The sequence below is a fragment of the uncultured Streptococcus sp. genome, assembly GCF_905372115.1.
Taxonomy (GTDB): domain Bacteria; phylum Bacillota; class Bacilli; order Lactobacillales; family Streptococcaceae; genus Streptococcus.
The window spans coordinates 1-19767 of the sequence record NZ_CAJPNR010000039.1; the positions used below are offsets into that span (position 1 = coordinate 1).

The 19767-nt window shown below is 44.4% G+C and carries 17 protein-coding genes; 13 read left to right on the plus strand and 4 right to left on the minus strand.

The features are described 5' to 3' along the window. The 8 genes from msrB to QZ169_RS09270 form a co-directional block, all read left to right on the plus strand. A partial coding sequence (gene msrB / locus QZ169_RS09235) for a peptide-methionine (R)-S-oxide reductase MsrB (RefSeq protein WP_295506563.1) occupies positions 1-497 on the plus strand: 497 nt, incomplete at its 5' end. Positions 498-655: 158 nt separating this feature from the next. Further along, entirely contained in the window at positions 656-1528 is an 873-nt protein-coding gene (locus QZ169_RS09240) for a MetQ/NlpA family ABC transporter substrate-binding protein (protein ID WP_295506564.1), read from the plus strand. Between the two features lie 248 nt (positions 1529-1776). After that, on the plus strand, positions 1777-2844 hold the full coding sequence (locus tag QZ169_RS09245) for a methionine ABC transporter ATP-binding protein (RefSeq protein ID WP_295506565.1): 1068 nt from the start codon (positions 1777-1779) through the stop codon (positions 2842-2844). Continuing rightward, positions 2844-3536, plus strand: a complete 693-nt coding sequence (locus QZ169_RS09250; protein ID WP_002898357.1) for a methionine ABC transporter permease — start codon at positions 2844-2846, stop codon at positions 3534-3536. The genes QZ169_RS09245 and QZ169_RS09250 overlap by 1 nt, the downstream gene beginning before the upstream one ends. 137 nt (positions 3537-3673) lie before the next feature. Then, on the plus strand, positions 3674-4936 hold the full coding sequence (locus QZ169_RS09255; RefSeq protein ID WP_295506566.1) for a TRZ/ATZ family protein: 1263 nt from the start codon (positions 3674-3676) through the stop codon (positions 4934-4936). Between the two features lie 215 nt (positions 4937-5151). Continuing rightward, positions 5152-6534, plus strand: a complete 1383-nt coding sequence (locus QZ169_RS09260) for a CapA family protein (RefSeq protein WP_295506567.1) — start codon at positions 5152-5154, stop codon at positions 6532-6534. 184 nt (positions 6535-6718) lie between these two features. Further along, positions 6719-6919: a RhtB family transporter gene (locus QZ169_RS09265; RefSeq protein WP_295506568.1), complete on the plus strand. Its 201-nt coding sequence runs from the start codon at positions 6719-6721 to the stop codon at positions 6917-6919. Positions 6920-7016: 97 nt separating this feature from the next. Beyond that, positions 7017-7688 carry a hypothetical protein gene (locus tag QZ169_RS09270; RefSeq protein ID WP_295506569.1) on the plus strand — a complete coding sequence of 224 codons (672 nt, stop codon included), beginning with the start codon at positions 7017-7019 and terminating at the stop codon, positions 7686-7688. A gap of 119 nt (positions 7689-7807) precedes the next feature. Here QZ169_RS09270 and QZ169_RS09275 read toward each other — a convergent pair whose 3' ends face one another. Beyond that, positions 7808-8680 carry a helix-turn-helix domain-containing protein gene (locus QZ169_RS09275; protein ID WP_268682007.1) on the minus strand — a complete coding sequence of 291 codons (873 nt, stop codon included), beginning with the start codon at positions 8678-8680 and terminating at the stop codon, positions 7808-7810. A gap of 105 nt (positions 8681-8785) precedes the next feature. Between QZ169_RS09275 and QZ169_RS09280 the strand changes: the two genes are divergently transcribed. Next, positions 8786-10231 (plus strand): glycoside hydrolase family 1 protein, encoded by a 1446-nt coding sequence (locus QZ169_RS09280; protein WP_295506570.1) that lies wholly within the window; start codon positions 8786-8788, stop codon positions 10229-10231. A gap of 245 nt (positions 10232-10476) precedes the next feature. Continuing rightward, on the plus strand, positions 10477-12606 hold the full coding sequence (locus tag QZ169_RS09285; RefSeq protein ID WP_295506571.1) for a transglutaminase-like domain-containing protein: 2130 nt from the start codon (positions 10477-10479) through the stop codon (positions 12604-12606). A gap of 105 nt (positions 12607-12711) precedes the next feature. Here the strand turns inward: QZ169_RS09285 and QZ169_RS09290 are convergent, their stop codons facing one another. The 3 genes from QZ169_RS09290 to QZ169_RS09300 all read right to left on the minus strand — a co-directional run bounded on the left by QZ169_RS09290 (position 12712) and on the right by QZ169_RS09300 (position 16530). Beyond that, positions 12712-14436, minus strand: coding sequence for an ABC transporter permease/substrate binding protein (locus QZ169_RS09290; RefSeq protein ID WP_295506572.1), 1725 nt, complete (start codon positions 14434-14436; stop codon positions 12712-12714). A gap of 14 nt (positions 14437-14450) precedes the next feature. Then, positions 14451-15641: a glycine betaine/L-proline ABC transporter ATP-binding protein gene (locus tag QZ169_RS09295; protein ID WP_295506573.1), complete on the minus strand. Its 1191-nt coding sequence runs from the start codon at positions 15639-15641 to the stop codon at positions 14451-14453. 247 nt (positions 15642-15888) lie between these two features. After that, positions 15889-16530 (minus strand): GntR family transcriptional regulator, encoded by a 642-nt coding sequence (locus QZ169_RS09300; RefSeq protein ID WP_072073392.1) that lies wholly within the window; start codon positions 16528-16530, stop codon positions 15889-15891. A gap of 184 nt (positions 16531-16714) precedes the next feature. Here QZ169_RS09300 and QZ169_RS09305 point away from each other — a divergent pair, with 184 nt between their 5' ends. The 3 genes from QZ169_RS09305 to spxB form a co-directional block, all read left to right on the plus strand. Then, entirely contained in the window at positions 16715-17572 is an 858-nt protein-coding gene (locus tag QZ169_RS09305; protein WP_295506574.1) for a Cof-type HAD-IIB family hydrolase, read from the plus strand. Further along, positions 17572-18204 carry an SGNH/GDSL hydrolase family protein gene (locus QZ169_RS09310; RefSeq protein WP_295506575.1) on the plus strand — a complete coding sequence of 211 codons (633 nt, stop codon included), beginning with the start codon at positions 17572-17574 and terminating at the stop codon, positions 18202-18204. Before QZ169_RS09305 ends, QZ169_RS09310 begins: the two co-directional genes overlap by 1 nt. Positions 18205-18514: 310 nt before the next feature. Then, on the plus strand, positions 18515-19767 hold a 1253-nt coding region (gene spxB / locus QZ169_RS09315), incomplete at its 3' end, for a pyruvate oxidase (protein ID WP_295506576.1).

Genomic DNA, 19767 nt, shown 5'->3' on the forward strand with positions numbered 1-19767 from the left:
GTGGCTACTGTCATATCAATGTCAATGATGCCTATCAGCCCTTGGTCGATCCAGGACAGTACGAGAAGCCTACGGATTTAGAACTAAAGGAGCAGCTGACGGAAGAACAGTACCAGGTGACCCAGAACAGTGCAACAGAGCGTCCTTTCCATAATGTCTACAATGCCACTTTTGAAGAAGGAATTTATGTTGATGTGACGACTGGTGAGCCCCTCTTTTTTGCCGGAGATAAGTTTGAGTCTGGTTGCGGCTGGCCTAGCTTTAGCCGGCCTATTGCCAGAGAAGTTTTACGATACTATGAAGACAAGAGTCACGGCATGGAGCGTATCGAAGTGCGCAGCCGTTCAGGGAACGCCCATCTTGGGCATGTCTTTACTGACGGTCCAGAAGCAGCAGGCGGCTTGCGCTATTGTATCAACTCAGCAGCTCTGCGATTTATCCCAAAAGAAAAAATGGAAGCAGAAGGATATGGCTATCTGCTGACCTTCATGCAGTAAAAGGGCATAAAATCAACTCAAATGCTTCGATCAGTCATATAAATTTTTTATCACGGCGATAAATTATTTATATAAGCCAAGTCTCCTTTAACATGGTAAAATGAGAAGTAATCTTATAAAATAGAAGATTTAGAATTTTATCCATCAAAGGAGAATCAATGATGAATTTGAAAAAAATCTTTTCAGTAGGCTTAGTCGGCCTTGCAACCTTGGGTTTGGCAGCTTGCGGAGGCTCTTCTAGTAAGGAGAGCAAGTCAGCAGACGGACCTGTAACCGTTAAGGTTGGGGTAATGAGCCTGAGTGATACAGAAGAAGCGCGCTGGAACAAGGTTCAAGAAATTCTTGACAAAGAAAATGCAGGCGTTAAATTAGAGTATACACAATTTACAGACTACTCTCAGCCGAACCAGGCCTTGCTTGATGGTGATGTCGATATCAATGCTTTCCAACATTACAACTTCCTTGAGAACTGGAATAAAGAGAAGGGAGCAGACCTTGTGTCTGTTGCGGATACTTATATCGCACCGATTCGTCTCTATTCTGGTACAAAGGACGGCAAAAATAAATATACAGATGTGAAAGACATCCCAGAAAATGGAACAATTGCCGTTCCAAATGATGCGACAAATGAGAGCCGCGCTCTTTATCTTCTTGAATCAGCTGGCTTGATCAAGCTTGATGTTAAAGGAAACGAGCTTGCGACTGTTGCCAACATCAAAGAAAACAAGAAGAATCTGACAATTTCTGAGTTGGATGCTTCTCAAACACCAGCTTCTCTGACTTCAGCAGATGCTGCGGTTGTCAATAATACTTTCGTCCGCGAAGCAGGCATTGACTACAAGAAGGCCCTCTTCAAAGAAGAAGCCAATGAAAACTCAAAACAATGGTATAACCTGATTGCAGCGAAACCAGATTGGAAGAAATCAGACAAGGCTGACGCGATTGAAAAAATTATCAAGGCTTACCACACTGATGAAGTGAAAAAAGTTATCGAAGAATCATCAGATGGTATGGATCAGCCAGTGTGGTAATTTTTACCAGCAGAAGGTCATTGTATTGAATAAATGAAATGATTAAGAAGGGCGGAGATTAGCTTCTCCAGCCCTTTATCTGCTATTATGGTCATTTAGTTTGAACAGTATCTGGCTTTGGGTTAGGTAGGTAAAGATTGCGGCTTGTGGCATCACATTTCCCTAGTCAAGCGACAGGCGAAATCAAACAAAAAAGGCTATAGTGGCTAAATCTCATATTGGACAAATCAAGGAGTGAATCGGAAATTATGAGCAAAGAAATTATCAAATTGGATCACATTGATGTCGTTTTTAATCAAAAAAAGCAAGACATTAAAGCTGTAGAAGATGTGACCATTCATATTAATCAGGGAGATATTTATGGAATTGTAGGCTATTCTGGTGCCGGCAAGTCTACCCTGGTCCGTGTCATTAACTTGCTGCAGGTGCCGTCTGCTGGTAAGATCACGGTGGATGATACGGTTTTCTATGATCATCAGCAGGTTCAGCTTACTGCAGCTCAGCTGCGCCAAAAGCGTAAGGATATTGGGATGATTTTCCAGCATTTTAACCTCATGGCTCAGATGACAGCCAAGGAAAATGTTGCCTTTGCGCTCAAGCATTCTCCTTTATCGGCTGCTGAAAAAGAGAAGAAAGTTCATACGCTTTTAGACTTGGTAGGCTTAGCGGATCGGGCGGACAATTATCCTGCCCAGCTGTCTGGCGGTCAGAAGCAGCGGGTGGCGATTGCACGGGCCTTGGCCAATGATCCCAAAATCCTAATCTCGGACGAATCTACATCTGCTCTGGATCCTAAGACGACCAAGCAAATTCTGGCTCTATTGCAGGATTTGAATCAAAAATTGGGCCTGACTATTGTTCTAATAACCCACGAAATGCAGATTGTCAAGGACATTGCCAATCGGGTAGCAGTTATGCAGAATGGTCAGCTGATTGAGGAAGGTTCAGTTCTGGATATTTTCTCTAATCCCAAGAATGAGCTGACCCAAGACTTCATTACGACAGCAACGGGTATCAATGAGGCCATGATCAAAATCAACCAGCAAAAGATTGTGCAAAACCTGCCGGAAAATTCCATTCTGGCCCACCTGAAATACTCAGGTGTGGTGACAGACACAGCCATTATAAACGACATTTACAAGCAATATCAAATATCGGCCAATATTCTTCACGCCAATATTGAGATTTTAGACCATGTACCAGTCGGAGAAATGGTCGTTATCTTATCTGGAGAGACCAAGCAACTGGCGGCGGTGCAGGAAAGTCTGCGCGAAGCAGGAGTAGAGCTGCATGTTCTGAAAGAAGGGAGTAACTAATGCTACAGCTGATTCAACAATTTATGCCCAATGTTTATAGAATGGGCTGGTCTGGGCAGGCTGGCTGGGGAACAGCTATTTACCTGACTTTGTATATGACTATCATTCCTTTCTTTATCGGAGGGATTCTGGGCTTTATCGCTGGTCTCTTGCTCGTTTTGACAGGGCCGAGAGGTATTTTGGAAAATAGACTTGTATTTTTCGTCTTGGACAAGGTTACCTCTATCTTCCGGGCGATTCCTTTCATTATTCTCCTAGCCCTTATCAATCCTTTTACTCGGATTATAGTGGGAACTGGGATTGGACCGACTGCGGCCTTGGTGCCTCTTTCACTGGCTGTTTTTCCTTTCTTTGCCCGTCAGGTTCAGGTGGTCTTATCCGAACTAGACCGAGGAGTCATTGAAGCAGCGCAGGCTAGTGGAGCAACCTTCTGGGACATTGTCGGTGTTTACCTGCGGGAAGGTCTGCCGGACTTGATTCGTGTGACGACTGTTACACTCATCTCTCTGGTTGGGGAGACCGCTATGGCTGGAGCGATTGGTGCCGGTGGACTGGGAAATGTTGCCCTGACTTATGGTTATCAGCGTTTCAACCATGATGTGACTATTCTTGCGACCATTCTTATTTTGCTGCTCATCTTCTTTATTCAGTTTGTTGGGGATTTCCTGACACGGAAGATTAGTCATAGATAATGATTGACAACTAGGGCCTCAGCTGGGGCTCTTTTTTATGTCATAATTGTATAAAAAGACTTGCGCAATTAGATTAGGCTTGTTATAATAGCTAAAATCTCTTGAAGTCAAGTGTTGGGAAAGTGAGGATATGACGGATGAAAGCTTATACAAATGTCAATCTGGTGACCTGTGACAGCGCATTTCATGTTTACCGGGACGGGCTGCTAGTGGTTGAGGACGACCGCATTGCCTACTGCGGTCCCTATGATGAAAACTGGCTAGGGAAATGCAGTGAAACAGTTGATTATGAGGGGGCTTGGATCATGCCAGGACTGGTCAACTGCCATACGCACTCGGCCATGACCTTGCTGCGCGGGATTCGTGATGACAGCAATCTGCATGAATGGCTGGAGGATTATATTTGGCCAGCAGAAAGTCAATTCACAGCGGATCTAACGACTCAGGCTGTCCAGCTGGCTCTAGCTGAAATGTTGCAGTCAGGGACAACGACTTTTAACGACATGTATAATCCTCAGGGAGTGGATATTGACCGGATTTATGAGGCTGTGCGGCAGTCTGGTATGCGCTGCTATTTCTCACCAACTCTCTTTAGCTCTGAGGCGGAAACTGCAGAAGAGACTCTGGCTCGTACTCGGGCCATTATTGAGAAAATCCTTTCCTATAATGATGAAGATTTTCAGGTCATGGTGGCGCCTCATTCGCCTTATGCCTGTGATGAAGCTCTGCTCAAGGGCAGTCTTGAGCTAGCGCGTGAGCTGGATTTGAAGCTTCATATCCATGTGGCGGAGACACAGGAAGAAAATAAAATCATCCTTGAGCGTTATGGTAAACGGCCTCTAGCTTTCTTAAAAGGCCTGGGCTACTTGGAACAGCCAGCAATTTTTGCTCACGGGGTTGAGCTGAATCCATTAGAGATTGCGGATTTGGCGGCTTCACCAGTCAGCATCGCCCACAATCCTATCAGCAACCTCAAGCTGGCTTCCGGTGTAGCTCCGGTGACCGACTTACTAGCCGCTGGGGTGACCGTTGGCCTAGCGACGGACTCTGTCGCTTCGAATAATAATCTGGATATGTTTGAAGAAGGTCGGACAGCTGCCCTCCTTCAGAAGATGCGAGCAGGAGATGCGACTCAGTTTACGATTGAGCAGGCCTTGAAAGCTTTGACCATTGAAGGAGCCAAAGCTCTGGGCTTAGAGAAGAAAATCGGCAGTCTGGAAATGGGCAAACAAGCCGATTTCATTGTCATTCAGCCTAAGGGACGACTTCATCTTTATCCTTTGGAAAATATGCTGTCGCACCTAGTGTACGCAGTCAAAGGCAGCGATGTTCAGGATGTCTACATTGCAGGACAGCAGGTTGTCCGAAACGGCCAAGTGCTGACCGGAAGTTTTGGGTAAGAATGAAAGCCGAGTTTCAGCTCGGCAATCAGCTCTTAGAATTGAAAAAATAGAAAATGAAGCAGGAGAGTGGGAGAGATTGCTACAATTTGAAGATTGTAGCATGCTTCTCCCAGCTCCTGCTTTTTGCTTTTCTTTCCTTTTGGTGATAAAAATAGTACAATATAGTAAAGATTGATGTGCTGTTATCAAGCAAGAAAAAGCGGAGAAATGTGATGAATAAAAAATTTCTTTGGGAGAAAATTCAGACTTTTTTTCAGAAACTTTGGAAAAAGATATCGGGTTTTGCTGCAGAGCATACTCTCCTGACAGATGCCTACCAAGCTTGGCGGGATTGGATTAAGAAGTTGCCGTTTCCTCGTCCTAAGTTCTTTCAAAAACAGCTTAGCAATCGGCAGTTTGTCGGAGTGCTTTTGACAGTTGTTGGACTGTCGGCTGGTCTCATCCTCTTGTCAGAGCATTTACCTGACTTCAGCTTTTCCTTCCCTGCAAAGAAAGAGCAGCAGTCAGATTCCTCACAGAATCAGACGGTTCGTATCATGGCGACTGGGGATTTGCTTTATCACGACGGCCTTTATCTAAGTGCTCAGAAAGAAGATGGAACTTATGATTTTTCTGAGAATTTCCACTATGTTAAGGAATGGCTTCGGCAGGGTGATTTGGTCTTAGGAGACTTTGAAGGCACGATTCGGCCGGACTATCCCTTGAATGGCTATCCGCTCTTTAATACTCCAGAAGCTGTAGTTCCAGCAATCAAGGATGCTGGCTATCAGGTGATGGACCTGGCTCATAATCACATTTTAGACTCTGGCTTGGAGGGAGTTTTCACTACAACTCAGGCTTTTGAAAAAGAGGGAATCACTCCCATCGGTGTTTATCCACATGATAGCCGCAGTCAGGCACCGCTCTTGATAAAGGAAGTTAAAGGCATTAAGATTGCACTGCTAGCTTACTCCTATGGCTACAATGGAATGGAGGGGCTTCTCAGTCAGGAAGACTATGATGATCGCCTGTCCGATCTGGATGAAGAAAAGATGCGGGCGGAGATTGAGCGGGCAGAAAAGGAAGCTGACATCACAGTCGTCATGCCTCAGATGGGGATAGAGTACCAGCTAGAGCCGACAGAGGAGCAGATGACCCTCTACCATAAAATGGTTGACTGGGGAGCAGATATCGTCTTTGGAGGCCATCCGCATGTGGTTCAGCCGGCAGAGATTTTAGAAAAAGATGGCCAGAAAAAGCTAATCATCTATTCTATGGGGAATTTTATTTCCAATCAGCGCATCGAAACCATGGAGGAGATTGAAAATGCTCATTGGACTGAGCGCGGAGTGCTGATGGATGTTACCATTGAAAAGACACCAAAGGGCACGCAGATAAAAAGTGCTCAGGCTCATCCGAGCTGGGTCAGCCGAGTTGAAAAGGGCGCTACTTCAGCAGACGGCTCTCCTTTATACACTTACCAAACCTGGATTTTGGATGACTTTATCGAAGGCGGCAAGTATCGAGATAAACTAAACCAAGAAACCAGAGCACGGATTGATAACGCTTATCAGGAAATGAAGACACATGTTGGTTTGAATTGGCCGGGGCAATAAATTGTTTGAATATGAGTTTAGCCAGATTGGATTTTCCAATCTGGTTTTTGCTGTTTTAAAATTGAGGACTTTGTTATAATTAAAAAGGATTATAGAACTGTTAATGAATGAAACTGACAGCTTTCGAGCTCGTCTATCATTTTGATTTATTTTATTAGAAAGAAAATGGAATGCATCTTGGTTTGTGGCTGCTTTTGTATGTTATACCCATGTTTATCTTGTTTTTGTTGCTAGTGTGCTCTCTGGTCTTGCTGGTTTTCTGCCTGTTTTTGCGGAGAAATTTCTTCAAGGAAAAGCAAGGGCGCTATTTGCTGCTAGCTATCTTTTTGCTGGGACTTTTTATTCTTCTGGTGAACTTGCTAGTATAGAAACGATGAGGTCGTAAGGAGAACGATCTAAATGAAATGATTGGATGATGGGAACTAACTTTATCCTTGTTTGTTGAAGTTAAATATTGATTGAGTATTAAAGAAAGGCGAAATATGAATTTTTTTGAACAACTTTTTCTTTTAATGGACTTTTTAATTCACTTTTTACCACTCTTGTTTATCTTTGTTGTTTTTATTGTTTCATGGATAGTTTATATCTGTATAAAGAAACCTTTCTACAAAAGCATTTATGGGAAAGTGATTAGTCTACTCTTTTTGGGAACTTTGATTTGGAATCTTGTTTATTTTGGCGGAGAAGATCATGGCAGCTCTTACCAATTAGTAAAATTAAAACCAGGCGAAGCTGTTTATGTAAAGATTAAAAAGCCTAATTTTGAGCTAATAAAGGGTTCAGGAGTCAGTGTTTTAAAATTTAAAGATAAAACAGATGGGAAAATTAGAATATACGATTCTTATTTGAGAGAGCAAATAGGTGAAAATGAGTATATCTATGATGCAGAAAAAAAGTCTGTTCACTACTATAATGAAAAGGATGGGGGGATAACAATCCCAAACGAAAGGGCTTTATCCGATTTAGGTGTTGAGTTTAACGAAAACTATAGCATTGATGTCAACTTTACCCAAAATAGAGCGTTTGTTTTTAGTGTAAGCGACAGTGATCAAGATATCACTGTCCAAAACGAATCAGATAAACCCATATCTTTTTATGTCAAAGCCTATCACAGAGTCTATGGCTCAGAAGGCAGGGACCGAGATCTAGAATAATATCTTACAAACATATTGCTGTTTCTATCTTTCTTATAATATTGGCATTACAAAAAACGAATACCTCAAAGTTCACTTAGCTTAGCAGGTATTCGTTTTTTATTTTCTATTTTAGCGCTTCATTTCTTCCGATACTGACTTGGTGTCATTTGGTAGTATTTTTTAAACTGGCGATTGAAGTTGGACAGGTTATTAAAGCCAGCCTGGCTGGAGATTTCCAGTACAGAGAGGTTGGAGTGTTGCAGGAGTTCGGCTGCTTTGCGCAAGCGGAATTGGATCAGGTACTCAATGCATGAAACGCCCAGATGCTTCTTGAAGAAGTTCATGAAATGGGTGGAGCTGTAGCCACAGATGCCAGCCAGTTGGTCAATATTCAGGTCTTCTTGGTAGTGGGCATTGATGTAGTCAATGATGGAGCGGATTTTTTCTTCCTTGCGGTAGCCTTCTGGTGATAGGTCTTTAGAAATGACATAGCCGTTCTCAAAGAGCAGGTAGAAGAGCTGGTTGAGTTGGGCTTTGAGCTGAAACTCGTAGTGAGATTTGCGGAAATAGCCTGTTTCCATAGCTGCTAAGAGGCACTGGCGAATCTCCGCATAGGCTGTATCATTGGGCTTGATCACATGAGTCAAGTCAAGCTGACCATTGTAGAGGGGCTGCAGGTAGTTGATGCTGGCCTGATCCATGGCAGAGTAACCCATCAGATCCAGATGGAAATTAATAGCGTCCATATAATGGCGCTCGTCGTTGATGGGGTGGATGGAGTGCAGGGCATTGGGGCGAATCAGGATAATATCACCTTTTTCGCTGTTAAAATAGTCGTAGTCAATATGAAATTGTGCTTTTCCTTCGTGGACATAAATCATTTCAACATCGGTATGCCAGTGGAAAAGAATATCTGGATGACCATTCTCAGTGATGGTGCGGGTCAGAGAATAAGGGGTTCCTTGGTTTTTAAAAACGGTATTTTTATGTAGTTGGCCTAAATCAATCATGGGGACACTCTTTCGTAGAATAGTACAATTTATTAAGATAATTGTGTTAGAAAATATGTTTGACAACTATTATAATATAAATACAAAAAAAACGAAAGCGAGAAAATGCAAATGGGTAAATTTCCGCAGAATTTCCTCTGGGGCGGTGCAACTGCAGCCAACCAGTATGAAGGTGCCTATAATCTGGATGGGAAAGGCCTGTCTGTTCAGGATGTGACTCCAAAAGGCGGAGTGCCAGCCAAGCCAGGTGACCGCAATCCTTTGATTACCGAGGGGCCGACAGCAGATAATCTCAAGCTGGAAGGGATTGATTTCTATCATCGCTATAAGGAGGACATTGCCCTCTTTGCAGAGATGGGTTTCAAGGTCTACCGAACTTCTATTGCCTGGTCTCGGATTTTTCCAAATGGGGACGAGCTGGAGCCCAATGAAGCTGGTCTGCAATTTTATGACAATCTTTTTGACGAACTGGCCAAATATGGCATTGAGCCGCTGATTACCCTGTCTCACTATGAAACGCCCCTGCATTTGGCTCGTCACTACAATGGCTGGGCCAACCGTGATTTAATTGGCTTCTACGAGCGCTATGTTCGCACGGTTTTTACCCACTATAAGGACAAGGTCAAGTATTGGCTGACCTTTAATGAAATCAACTCTGTTCTCCATGCGCCCTTTATGAGCGGCGGCATTGCTACGCCAGCTGAAGAGTTGTCCAAACAGGACCTCTATCAAGCGGTCCATCATGAGCTGGTAGCTTCTGCCTTGGCAACGAAAATCGGCCATGAGATTAATCCTGATTTTAAGATTGGCTGTATGGTCCTGGCTATGCCAGCCTATCCTATGACGCCTAAGCCAGAAGATGTGCTGGCAGCTCGGGAATTTGAAAATCAAAATTACCTCTTCTCTGATATCCATGCGCGTGGGAAATACCCTGCCTATATCAATCGTTTCTTCAAGGAGAATGGGATTGAGATTCAGTTTGCGCCGGGCGACAAAGAGCTTTTGGCTGAAAATACTGTTGACTTTATTTCCTTCTCCTACTACATGAGTGTGGTTGCGGCTCATGATCCGGAAAATTATTCTTCCGGCCGAGGCAATCTTTTAGGTGGCATCATGAATCCCCATCTGGCTAGCTCGGAATGGGGCTGGCAGATTGACCCAATTGGTCTGCGCTTGGTTCTAAATAGCTTTTATGACCGCTATCAGCTGCCTCTCTTCATCGTGGAAAATGGTCTCGGTGCCAAGGATGTCTTGGTGGATGGCCCAAATGGCCCAACGGTTGAAGATGACTACCACATTGATTATCTCAAACAGCACTTGCAGCAGGTAGGAGAAGCGTTGGAAGATGGCGTAGAATTGCTAGGTTACACGACTTGGGGCTGTATTGACCTGGTCTCAGCCAGCACTGCAGAACTCAGCAAGCGCTATGGCTTTATCTACGTTGACCGCAACGATGACGGCAGCGGAACTCTAGCACGTTACAAGAAAAAATCTTTTGATTGGTACAAAGAAGTCATTGCGACGAATGGAGACAGTCTCTATCAGGATTGAATGACTTAAACAAAATAGAATGGCTCCTTATAAAATAAACCAAGTCCTATCTGGCTTGGTTTTTATATATTTTAAGATGGGAATTAGTTGAACCTTCTTGATTTCAAAGGGAAGCTGTCTCTATAAAAAAAGTAAGAATTTATTTGCAAAATTACAGATACATGAATCCGTTTGCAAAAAACAAAGACGCCTCAAATAAAATATGGTATAATATGTTAAGAATATCTATTTCAGGAGGGAAAATCATGAGTAGGAAAATCCGTTTCATTTCTCTGCTTACTTTGTTGATTTGTTTTCTGATGGGCTGCAGTCTTTTTCAAAAGAACGGTGGAGGTCCGGGAGAGCAAGGCGGCAAATTTTCGGAAAGTGTTCGTAAGCTGAGAGAAAAATACAGCAAAAATACTCCTTATGATGTCCAAGAAAAGGTCATTCAGATCAAGGAAAATGAGCCTATTACCTTTCCGACAGAGGTACAAAAACCTAACGATTTTGAGACACTGCCCCATGCAGGACAGACTGAGTTGATTTCTTCCTTTGAAATTTATGGGGATAGCAACTTACGAGCTATTTTAGGAGGTGACTTTAAGCTGAATGATAAGCGGCAGATAGTGATTGAGCCAGCTTATCATTTCTCTGCGACTAGAGTAGAGCCAAATGGAGAGCATACGGAATATGGTCTAGCCAAGCAAGGTGAGAGCTGGGGTGTCTTTGATACGCTCTATTTGCTGCAACGGGATGATGAGCGCACAGGTAAAAAGCTTAAAAAGCCAAAACTTTGGATCGTTAAGATAGATAAGAAAGGGCGCGATAAGCTAGCTCTGAAAACCAAGAGCAGTCTGCTCGGAGATGGTCGCTTGCAGCTGGAATGGACCGAAGTACCGGGAGCGGACTCTTATTCCATTATAAAAAGAGAGTATGTGACCATGCCTGGCAGCGATACTAAGACAGGTCTTTATAACTATAAAGAGGTCGATCGGGTCACTTCGACAGTGTATCGGACAGATTTGCCTACCCACTATGATAGCCGTAACGGCGGCCGTTCCGGTGATGATCCGATACTTGCCAGACAACGGTTGCTGCAGGCTTACGACCAGGATTACAGTAAGAAAACGGTTGAGAAAAAGCCTTATGAACTCCTTGTTGTTCCCCTTAAAGACAAGGAAGCTTTAGGAACTATCAGCAATCCTATCTCATCTGATGGCTTTGCGAAACTGATGCCGAATCAAATCGATTTTCGGAGTTTTTCTGACCAGGTTTCCGCCCTGCGTCAGAAGGGAAACATTCCTGAAGAAGCACCGCTGCAGATGATGGATGGCCAGATTCAGAACTTTCCAATCGTCTATGAAAAAATTGAAAAAGAAGGCCGGGATGTCAGATGTCTGGTCTCTATCAAGGGCATGCCTACTGTCAAAACGGACTTTTTCATTGAACAGGCCAGTGTAGAAGAAGTCCAGCCTGTTGTAGATAAACATAATGAAAAGGTCAATAAAGAGGAAAGTAAGTCTGGCGTTTCAGAGAAATATATCAGCGTAGAGCAGGCTGACTTGGATCTCAAGGGTAAAACAGTCGTTCATGATGTTAGTGATATTGAGGAAAGAGTGGCAGCCAGAAGTGCGGCGCAGGAATATTTTGCCAAGGCTCTTCTGTCCGATGCAGAATATGTCGATTACAGTGAGTTTCCAGAGCTGAGTGAAGGAGATGTCAGTGAATTGCTTCACGATGTTTTAGAGCAAAATCCAGTCATTCAGCAGGGAGTGCTCCCTACCATTGATGCTAAGCAACATGTGGTAAGTTTTAAATACGATGCTGATGAAACAGCCAAATATAAGAAGGCCCGAAAAAAGGTCAAAGAGATTGTCAAAGACATCATCAAAGACCAGATGAGCGACCGAGAAAAGATTGAGGCAATTAATCAGTATATGATTGAGCATATTAGCTATGATAAGGCTGCTTACCAAGGCTTTTTGAATTACAAAACATCTATTGAAAATAAAGAATCAGAAGAGTCTATTTCAAAAGCGTTTAAAGATATGCAAGACGGTATTCGCAAGTATGAATCTAGTTTTGATATTACTGGTCCGCTATTTGAGGGCAAGGGAGTCTGTCAAGCTTATGCTGTAACCTTCCAGGCTCTTGCTCAGGAAGCTGGTCTCGAAACCATGTATGTGAGTGGAAATACAGATGATTTTGACCCGCATGCTTGGAACTTCGCAAAAGTAGATGGTCAGTGGCTGGCTTTAGATGTTGCCTGGAATGACTCTGACGGAGACAGCAATAAAACAGAAAATGAATACTTGCTATTGGCCATGGATAATCCACTCTACGCACAGAGCCACTATGCCTTTGACAGATACGAAGATGCTATTAAAGAATGATGCTCCAAATAGAAGCAATCTTTAAATGATGCCTAAGTCTTGTAAGGCAAGGAAGAAGCCAATCAAAAACCCTGAGATACTGTTATCTCAGGGTTTTCTATACTTTTATTTCTTCCAGCTTTCGACTTCTTTCTGGTGGTTTTTGATCCACTCTTTAGCTGCAGCTTCTGGTGAACTGCCTTCGTTAATCTTAAGCATGACTTCTTCCATGTCCTTTTGAGTCCAGTTGAAGTTGTCTAGGACCTTGTTGACTTCTGGTAAGTCCTTGTCTAGATTTTTTCGAGTCATAGTGTGGATAGCTTCCTTGCCGCCCATGGTTCCCTTAGGATCCTTTAGGTATTTGAGGTCGTATTTGGAGAACATCCAGTGTGGTGACCAGCCGGTTACGATGATATCTTCTTTATTCTTAATAGCCTGATCCAGAGCAGTGGTCATGGCTCCTGTTGAGGAAGAAGAAAGATTCCAGCCACTGAGATTGCTGTATTCTTGCATAGTCTTCTCAGTCGCGGTCATGATACCAGCGCCGGGCTCAATACCTGTGATGGTTTTCTTGGCTTGGTCTGACAGGTCTTCGATAGAGTCAGCGTCCATATAGCTTGGTACGACTAGCCCTGTTTTAACGCCCTCAAGGTTTGGCCCCAAGTCCACTAGCTTGTCCTTGTACTCCTCATAGAGAGCAGCGTGGGTGGTCGGCAACCAGGCAGAAACCATGGCATCGGCTTCGCCATTAGCAACGGACTTCCACATAACGGCATTGTCCAGCGGTGTGATGGTGACATCGTAACCCATTTCCTTGAGAGCTTCCGCTACGACATTAGTTGAGGCAACTTCGGAGTCCCATTCAACATAGGCAAGGTTGACCTTTTCTTTTTTGCTTTGCTGAAGCTTGGTCACTTGATTTCCGACAAAGGCTGTCAGGATGACAGCAGCCAGAGCAGACCAGAGCATAATCTTGTTGCGTTTTTCCTTGGCAGTGACCGGTGATTTTTTAGCCAGAGGCTGGTTGAGCTTCTGGGTCAGGCGGTCAATGATAATGGCCAGGATAACCAGAGATACCCCATTGACAAAGCCGGAACCGATGTCGGCATGCTGCAGGGCAGAGAGAACGCCGCGGCCCAGTCCTGGCGCCCCAATCATAGAGGCGGTAACGACCATTGAAAGAGCCAGCATGATGGTCTGATTGACCCCAGCTAGGATGGTATTTTTAGCCAGAGGCAGCTCGACTTTGAAGAGCTTCTGCTTGCCAGTGCCCCCAAAAGAGTCTGACGCTTCAATCAGCTCGGTTGGAATCTGACGAATGGCTAGATTGGTAAAGCGGACAGTCGGTGGCAGGGCAAAGATGACAGAGGCAAAGACCCCAGGCACCATACCAATGCCGAAGAAGGCTACGGCCGGTATCAGGTAGACAAAGGCTGGCATGGTCTGCATAAAGTCCAGCAAGGGCTTGATAACGGCTTCGACGCGATTGCTCTTAGCCATCCAAATCCCCAGTGGAATACCGATGATAATGGAAATGGCACTGGAGACGATGACCAAGGTCACAGTGTTCATGAGATTTTCCCAGAGGCCTTGGTTGTAAACAAAGAGCAGGCCTAGGAAGGTGAGCAGGGGCAGCCCCAGCTTACGTTTGGAAATCAAATAGGTAAAAATAGTGATGACTGCGATAAAGAGCAGGGGTGGAATGAAGAGCAGGGTGTCTGTCATTCCATTCATGATGGCATTTCCGATAGCCTGAAGAACCGAGAAAAGCCCGGAGAAGGTATCAGTTACCCAGTTAGTAAAGGCCTCAACCCATTGAGAAACGGGGATTGGCTGTTGTAAAATATTCAAAATGCGAACCTCCCTTATTCTTCAGTTTCAGTAGTATTGGCCAAGGCTTCGATGACTCGACCTTTGATAATAACGCCGACTAACTTGTCCTTATCATCTACAACGGCTAGAGGCGCTGGTGAATCGTAAATCAGCGGGAAAATATCAGTAATCAGGGTTTCCTGAGTGACCTTGCGGACATTCTTATCAATGACGTCAGCCAGTGCTTGATGCTCCTTGCGGGCATCGCGGGCGGCTTCGGCAGTTAGACTACCCTTGAGATGCCGCTTCCTATCCACAGCCAGCAGCATGCTGACCTCTTCTTTTTTCATGCGATTGAGAGCAACGGTGGGTCCGTCGATGTCAATGTTGGTAGTCAGTGGCGTTGTCATGATATTCTGGGCGGTCAGGACCTTGGAGCGGTCCACATCCTCAACGAACTCTCGAACGAAGTCATTGGCTGGATTGGTCAGGATTTCCTCACCAGTGCCAATCTGCATAATCTGACCGTCAGCCATAATGGCAATACGGTCACCAATACGTAGGGCCTCATTGAGATCGTGCGTGATAAAGATAATGGTACGCTCATGCTCTGCCTGCAGATCTAGTAACTCATCCTGCATTTCTCGGCGGATAAGGGGATCTAGAGCTGAGAAGGCCTCGTCCATGAGCAGAATATCGGGATTGTTGGCCAAAGCTCGAGCTAAGCCAACCCGCTGCTGCATCCCACCGGAGAGCTGATCGGGGTATTGGTCCTTGAAGGACAGGAGACCGGCATTGTCTAGAGCTTGTTCAGCTAGGCGCGTGCGCTCTTCCTTATCAACACCTCGGACTTCTAGACCGAACTCAGTATTTTCTAGAATGGTCCGATGCGGGAAGAGGCCGAAGTTCTGAAAGACCATATTGAGCTTGTGGCGGCGAACGTCACGCAGTTCCTCTTCGTTCATCTTGGCCACATCCTGGCCGTCAATGTAAATATCGCCTGATGTCGGGTCAATCAACCGGTTGAGCAGGCGGATAAGGGTAGACTTCCCACTACCGGACAGTCCCATGATGACAAAAATTTCTCCGGCCTGAACCTCAAAGTTTACATCATAAACTCCGACGGTAGCACCAGTTTTTTCTAAAATTTCCGTTTTGCTTTTGGCTTGCTGCACCATTTCCAGTGCCTGCTTTTGCCTTTTACCGAAAATTTTAGTCAAATGTTTTACTTCTAGTTTATTCAACTTATTTCTCCTTTTACAAAAGTGACTACATGTTTATTTTGATAAGTTGTCACTTAAAAGACCATCACAGTATAACACTGTGTGGTCACTTTGTCAAACCCAAAAGACTGTCAGACCGGCCTTTTTCGGCTATTATAAAAAAGGGAGAGTGATTTTCTGGAATATTTCTGAAAGTCATAAAAACCTTGTCAGACAGCGGATTTGCCTGTCTATTTTGTTTTTTGACAAAGAAAAAACAAGCGCTGTTTCACTTGTTTGTTTCAATTTCATTAAAAAATAAATTATGCATCAAACCGACCGATAATTCGTTGCCAACAAAGTAGATGGTATTGCCGGCTTCCAGCTTGGTATAAGGACCAGGCGAGATTAGGAGTTGGTCGCCCTGCTGGACTGCGACAATGGTAGCGCCAGTCGAGTGCCAGATATTGAGTTCATTGATAGATTTTCCTAGGTTGATGGCGTCTGCTGAGAGCTGGAGCTCGTAGGGATTGAACGGAAAGCGCTGCTGGACATCTTTGGTTCGGCTGAGAAGCTGATTAAGCAGCTGGGAAAAGTTGGCAAATTCTTCCTCTTGGCGCTGGATGCTCTGGTGGAGCTTGCTTTTGAGATCCTGCAGAGAGTTGACATTTTTATAGGTCTCGAGAAACTGCTGGGCTTTTTCCTTGGAGGAAATGAAGGCTCCACTGCCATGGCGAACTTCCATGATTTCCAGATCTACCAGCACATTGATAGCCTTGCGGGCTGTCTCAGGGGAGACATTGAAGTTGCTGGCTAAGGTAGAGCGAGCATAGATTTTGCTGCCGATGGGATATTTGCCGTCAACGATTCGCTCGGCAATAGCGACAGCTATCTGCTGGTAGCGTGGGAATGCGACTTCTTTTTTGCTCATGAGGACCTCCAATTTTACGACAGGAATATAGCTATGATTATAATATAAAACTGGAAGATTGAAAAGTGGCCTTTGTAAAACTAACCGTCTTATCCGCCTCTTCTTGCCTTTCTTTTTACTTTTTTAAGTAGTATAATATGTCTAAAAGTCAGAGGTTTTCTGGAAGGGGAACAGTAAAAACCAGATGCTAAAAATAGAAATGGATAAAAAGATGACTGTAAAGATGATAGCGACAGACATGGATGGAACCTTGCTGGACGGACAGGGACAGCTGGATTTGCCGCGTCTGACTACTATTTTAGATGAGCTGGAGAAGAGAGACATTCGCTTTGTGGTTGCTACTGGTAATGAAATTCCACGGATGCGTCTGCTATTGGGAGATTTGGTAGAACGAATGACCTTGGTAGTTGCCAACGGAGCCCGGATTTTTGAAAAGAATCAGCTAAGCATGAGCAGTTTCTGGGAAGCCGGATTGATTAAGGATGCGCTGGCTTATTTTTCCGGTCATGAAAGGGAGCTTCAGCTGGTTGTGACCTCCGAAAGAGGCGGCTTTGTCCAAGAGGGAACAGAGTTTCCCTTGATCGAAAAGGTTATGACCAAGGAAATGGCCCAGCTTTTCTATAAGCGGATGAATTTTGTACCTAGCCTTCAGGATTATCCCTTTGACAAGGTCTTGAAAATGAGTATGATGGTAGAAGAGGCTGCAGCAGCAGAGCATGCTCGTCTGATTAATCAGTATTTTGCAGGCCGATTGAGCGCTGTTGCCAGTGGTTACGGAGCCATTGACATCCTCCAAGATGGGATGCACAAGGCCTGGGGCTTGCAGCAGCTGATGGCTAAGTGGCAGATTCAAAGCTCAGAAATCATGGCCTTTGGCGATAGCGAAAATGACATAGAAATGCTGGAATTAGCAGGTATTTCTTATGCCATGGAGAATGGCGATGAGCGGGTCAAAGAAGTGGCAGATTACCTAGCACCAGCCAATACAGAAGCAGGTGTTCTACAGGTGATTGAGCAATACTTAGAAGAGGAAAAAGGATAATGGCAGTACAATTACTAGAAGAATGGCTTCTCAAGGAGCAGGCAAAATTGCAGCAAAACTACAGAGAACTCAATCAACTCTCCGTCAAGGAGCCAGACATCATCTTTATCGGAGACTCTATTGTCGAATACTATCCGCTCCAGGAACTCTTACAGACGGATAAAAGACTGATCAATCGTGGCATTCGGGGCTATAAGACTGATTTGCTTTTAGAAAACCTAGATGCCCATCTCTTTGGGCAGGCTTTGGATAAGGTCTTTATCCTGATAGGTACCAACGATATTGGCAAGGAGATGCCTCAGACAGAAACGCTGGCCAATTTAGAAGCCGTTATTCAGGAGATTTCTCGTGACTATCCTCTGGCTCAGATCCAGTTGCTGTCGGTTCTGCCGGTCAATGAAGCTCCCGCCTACAAGAGCACGGTCTATGTCCGCAGCAATGAAAAGATTCAGGCTCTCAATCAGGCCTATCGCCAGCTGGCTAGCGCCTACATGAATGTCCAGTTTATTGATCTCTACGATACCTTTCTGGACGAGGGAGGCCAGCTGCGCCCAGACTACACAAGGGACGGCCTCCATCTGACCATTCCTGGCTATGCAGCCCTGTCCAAGGTTTTGCAGGAATATTTGTAGTTTCTTCGAAAAAATACAGCTCTGTTTTGCCAGAACAGAGCTTTTTTATTTTCTTAAACTTACAAAAGTTTTCTGTGAATGATGCTTGATTTCAAAGGGATTATGAAAATTATTATAAAACACATTGGACTTTGTGAAAAAATTTAGGGCTTTGTGTTATGTAATAGTTCTATATCATCTTTGAGCATATTCTTATACAAGAGCGAAAAAACATGATAAATTGATAGAGTAAAGTTTCTTGAAGCGTTTTCATTCACAAATGGAAATGTTTTCAACAACTGAAAATTTATTTTATTGAAGGGGAGTTATTATGACTCAAGGAAAAATTACTGCATCTGCAGCAATGCTCAACGTATTGAAAACATGGGGCGTAGATACAATCTACGGTATCCCATCAGGAACACTCAGCTCACTCATGGATGCTTTGGCTGAAGACAAAGATATCCGTTTCTTGCAAGTTCGCCACGAAGAAACTGGTGCTCTTGCAGCGGTGATGCAAGCTAAATTCGGCGGCTCAATCGGGGTTGCAGTTGGTTCAGGTGGTCCAGGTGCGACTCACTTGATTAACGGTGTTTACGATGCAGCTATGGACAACACTCCATTCCTTGCTATCCTTGGATCACGTCCAGTCAACGAACTCAACATGGATGCCTTCCAAGAGCTCAACCAAAACCCAATGTACCACGGAATTGCTGTATACAACAAACGCGTAGCTTACGCTGAGCAATTGCCAAAAGTAATTGATGAAGCTTGCCGTGCTGCCGTTTCTAAAAAAGGGCCAGCTGTTGTTGAAATCCCAGTAAACTTTGGTTTCCAAGAAATCGACGAAAACTCATACTACGGTTCAGGTTCTTACGAGCGCTCATTCATCGCTCCTGCCTTGAACGAAACTGAAATCGACAAAGCTGTTGAAATCTTGAACAAGGCTGAGCGCCCAGTTATCTACGCTGGATTTGGTGGTGTCAAAGCTGGTGAAGTGATTACTGAATTGTCACGTAAAATCAAAGCGCCAATCATCACAACTGGTAAAAACTTTGAAGCTTTTGAGTGGAACTACGAAGGTTTGACAGGTTCTGCTTACCGTGTTGGTTGGAAACCAGCCAACGAGGTGGTATTCGAAGCAGATACAGTTCTTTTCCTTGGTTCAAACTTCCCATTTGCTGAAGTATACGAAGCCTTCAAGAACACTGAAAAATTCATCCAAGTAGATATCGACCCTTACAAACTTGGTAAACGCCATGCTCTTGACGCTTCTATCCTTGGTGATGCAGGTCAAGCGGCGAAAGCGATTCTTGATAAGGTAGACGCAGTTGAGTCTACTCCATGGTGGCGTGCAAACGTTAAGAACAACCAAAACTGGCGCGATTACATGAACAAACTCGAAGGTAAAACAGAGGGTGAGTTGCAATTGTACCAAGTTTACAATGCCATCAACAAACATGCTGACCAAGACGCTATCTACTCAATCGACGTAGGTAACTCTACTCAAACATCAACTCGTCACCTTCACATGACACCTAAGAACATGTGGCGTACATCTCCACTCTTTGCGACAATGGGTAT

What these genes read in the sequence shown, in the direction of transcription:
- QZ169_RS09255 (WP_295506566.1), top strand. Translation starts at nt 3,674, where the DNA reads ATGAAAGCTTATACAAATGTCAATCTGGTGACCTGTGACAGCGCATTT.
- QZ169_RS09270 (WP_295506569.1), top strand. Translation starts at nt 7,017, where the DNA reads ATGAATTTTTTTGAACAACTTTTTCTTTTAATGGACTTTTTAATTCAC.
- QZ169_RS09310 (WP_295506575.1), top strand. Translation starts at nt 17,572, where the DNA reads ATGGCAGTACAATTACTAGAAGAATGGCTTCTCAAGGAGCAGGCAAAA.
- QZ169_RS09300 (WP_072073392.1), bottom strand. Translation starts at nt 16,530, where the DNA reads ATGAGCAAAAAAGAAGTCGCATTCCCACGCTACCAGCAGATAGCTGTC.
- QZ169_RS09280 (WP_295506570.1), top strand. Translation starts at nt 8,786, where the DNA reads ATGCAAATGGGTAAATTTCCGCAGAATTTCCTCTGGGGCGGTGCAACT.
- QZ169_RS09275 (WP_268682007.1), bottom strand. Translation starts at nt 8,680, where the DNA reads ATGATTGATTTAGGCCAACTACATAAAAATACCGTTTTTAAAAACCAA.
- QZ169_RS09260 (WP_295506567.1), top strand. Translation starts at nt 5,152, where the DNA reads ATGAATAAAAAATTTCTTTGGGAGAAAATTCAGACTTTTTTTCAGAAA.
- QZ169_RS09305 (WP_295506574.1), top strand. Translation starts at nt 16,715, where the DNA reads ATGCTAAAAATAGAAATGGATAAAAAGATGACTGTAAAGATGATAGCG.
- QZ169_RS09285 (WP_295506571.1), top strand. Translation starts at nt 10,477, where the DNA reads ATGAGTAGGAAAATCCGTTTCATTTCTCTGCTTACTTTGTTGATTTGT.
- QZ169_RS09245 (WP_295506565.1), top strand. Translation starts at nt 1,777, where the DNA reads ATGAGCAAAGAAATTATCAAATTGGATCACATTGATGTCGTTTTTAAT.
- QZ169_RS09250 (WP_002898357.1), top strand. Translation starts at nt 2,844, where the DNA reads ATGCTACAGCTGATTCAACAATTTATGCCCAATGTTTATAGAATGGGC.
- QZ169_RS09240 (WP_295506564.1), top strand. Translation starts at nt 656, where the DNA reads ATGATGAATTTGAAAAAAATCTTTTCAGTAGGCTTAGTCGGCCTTGCA.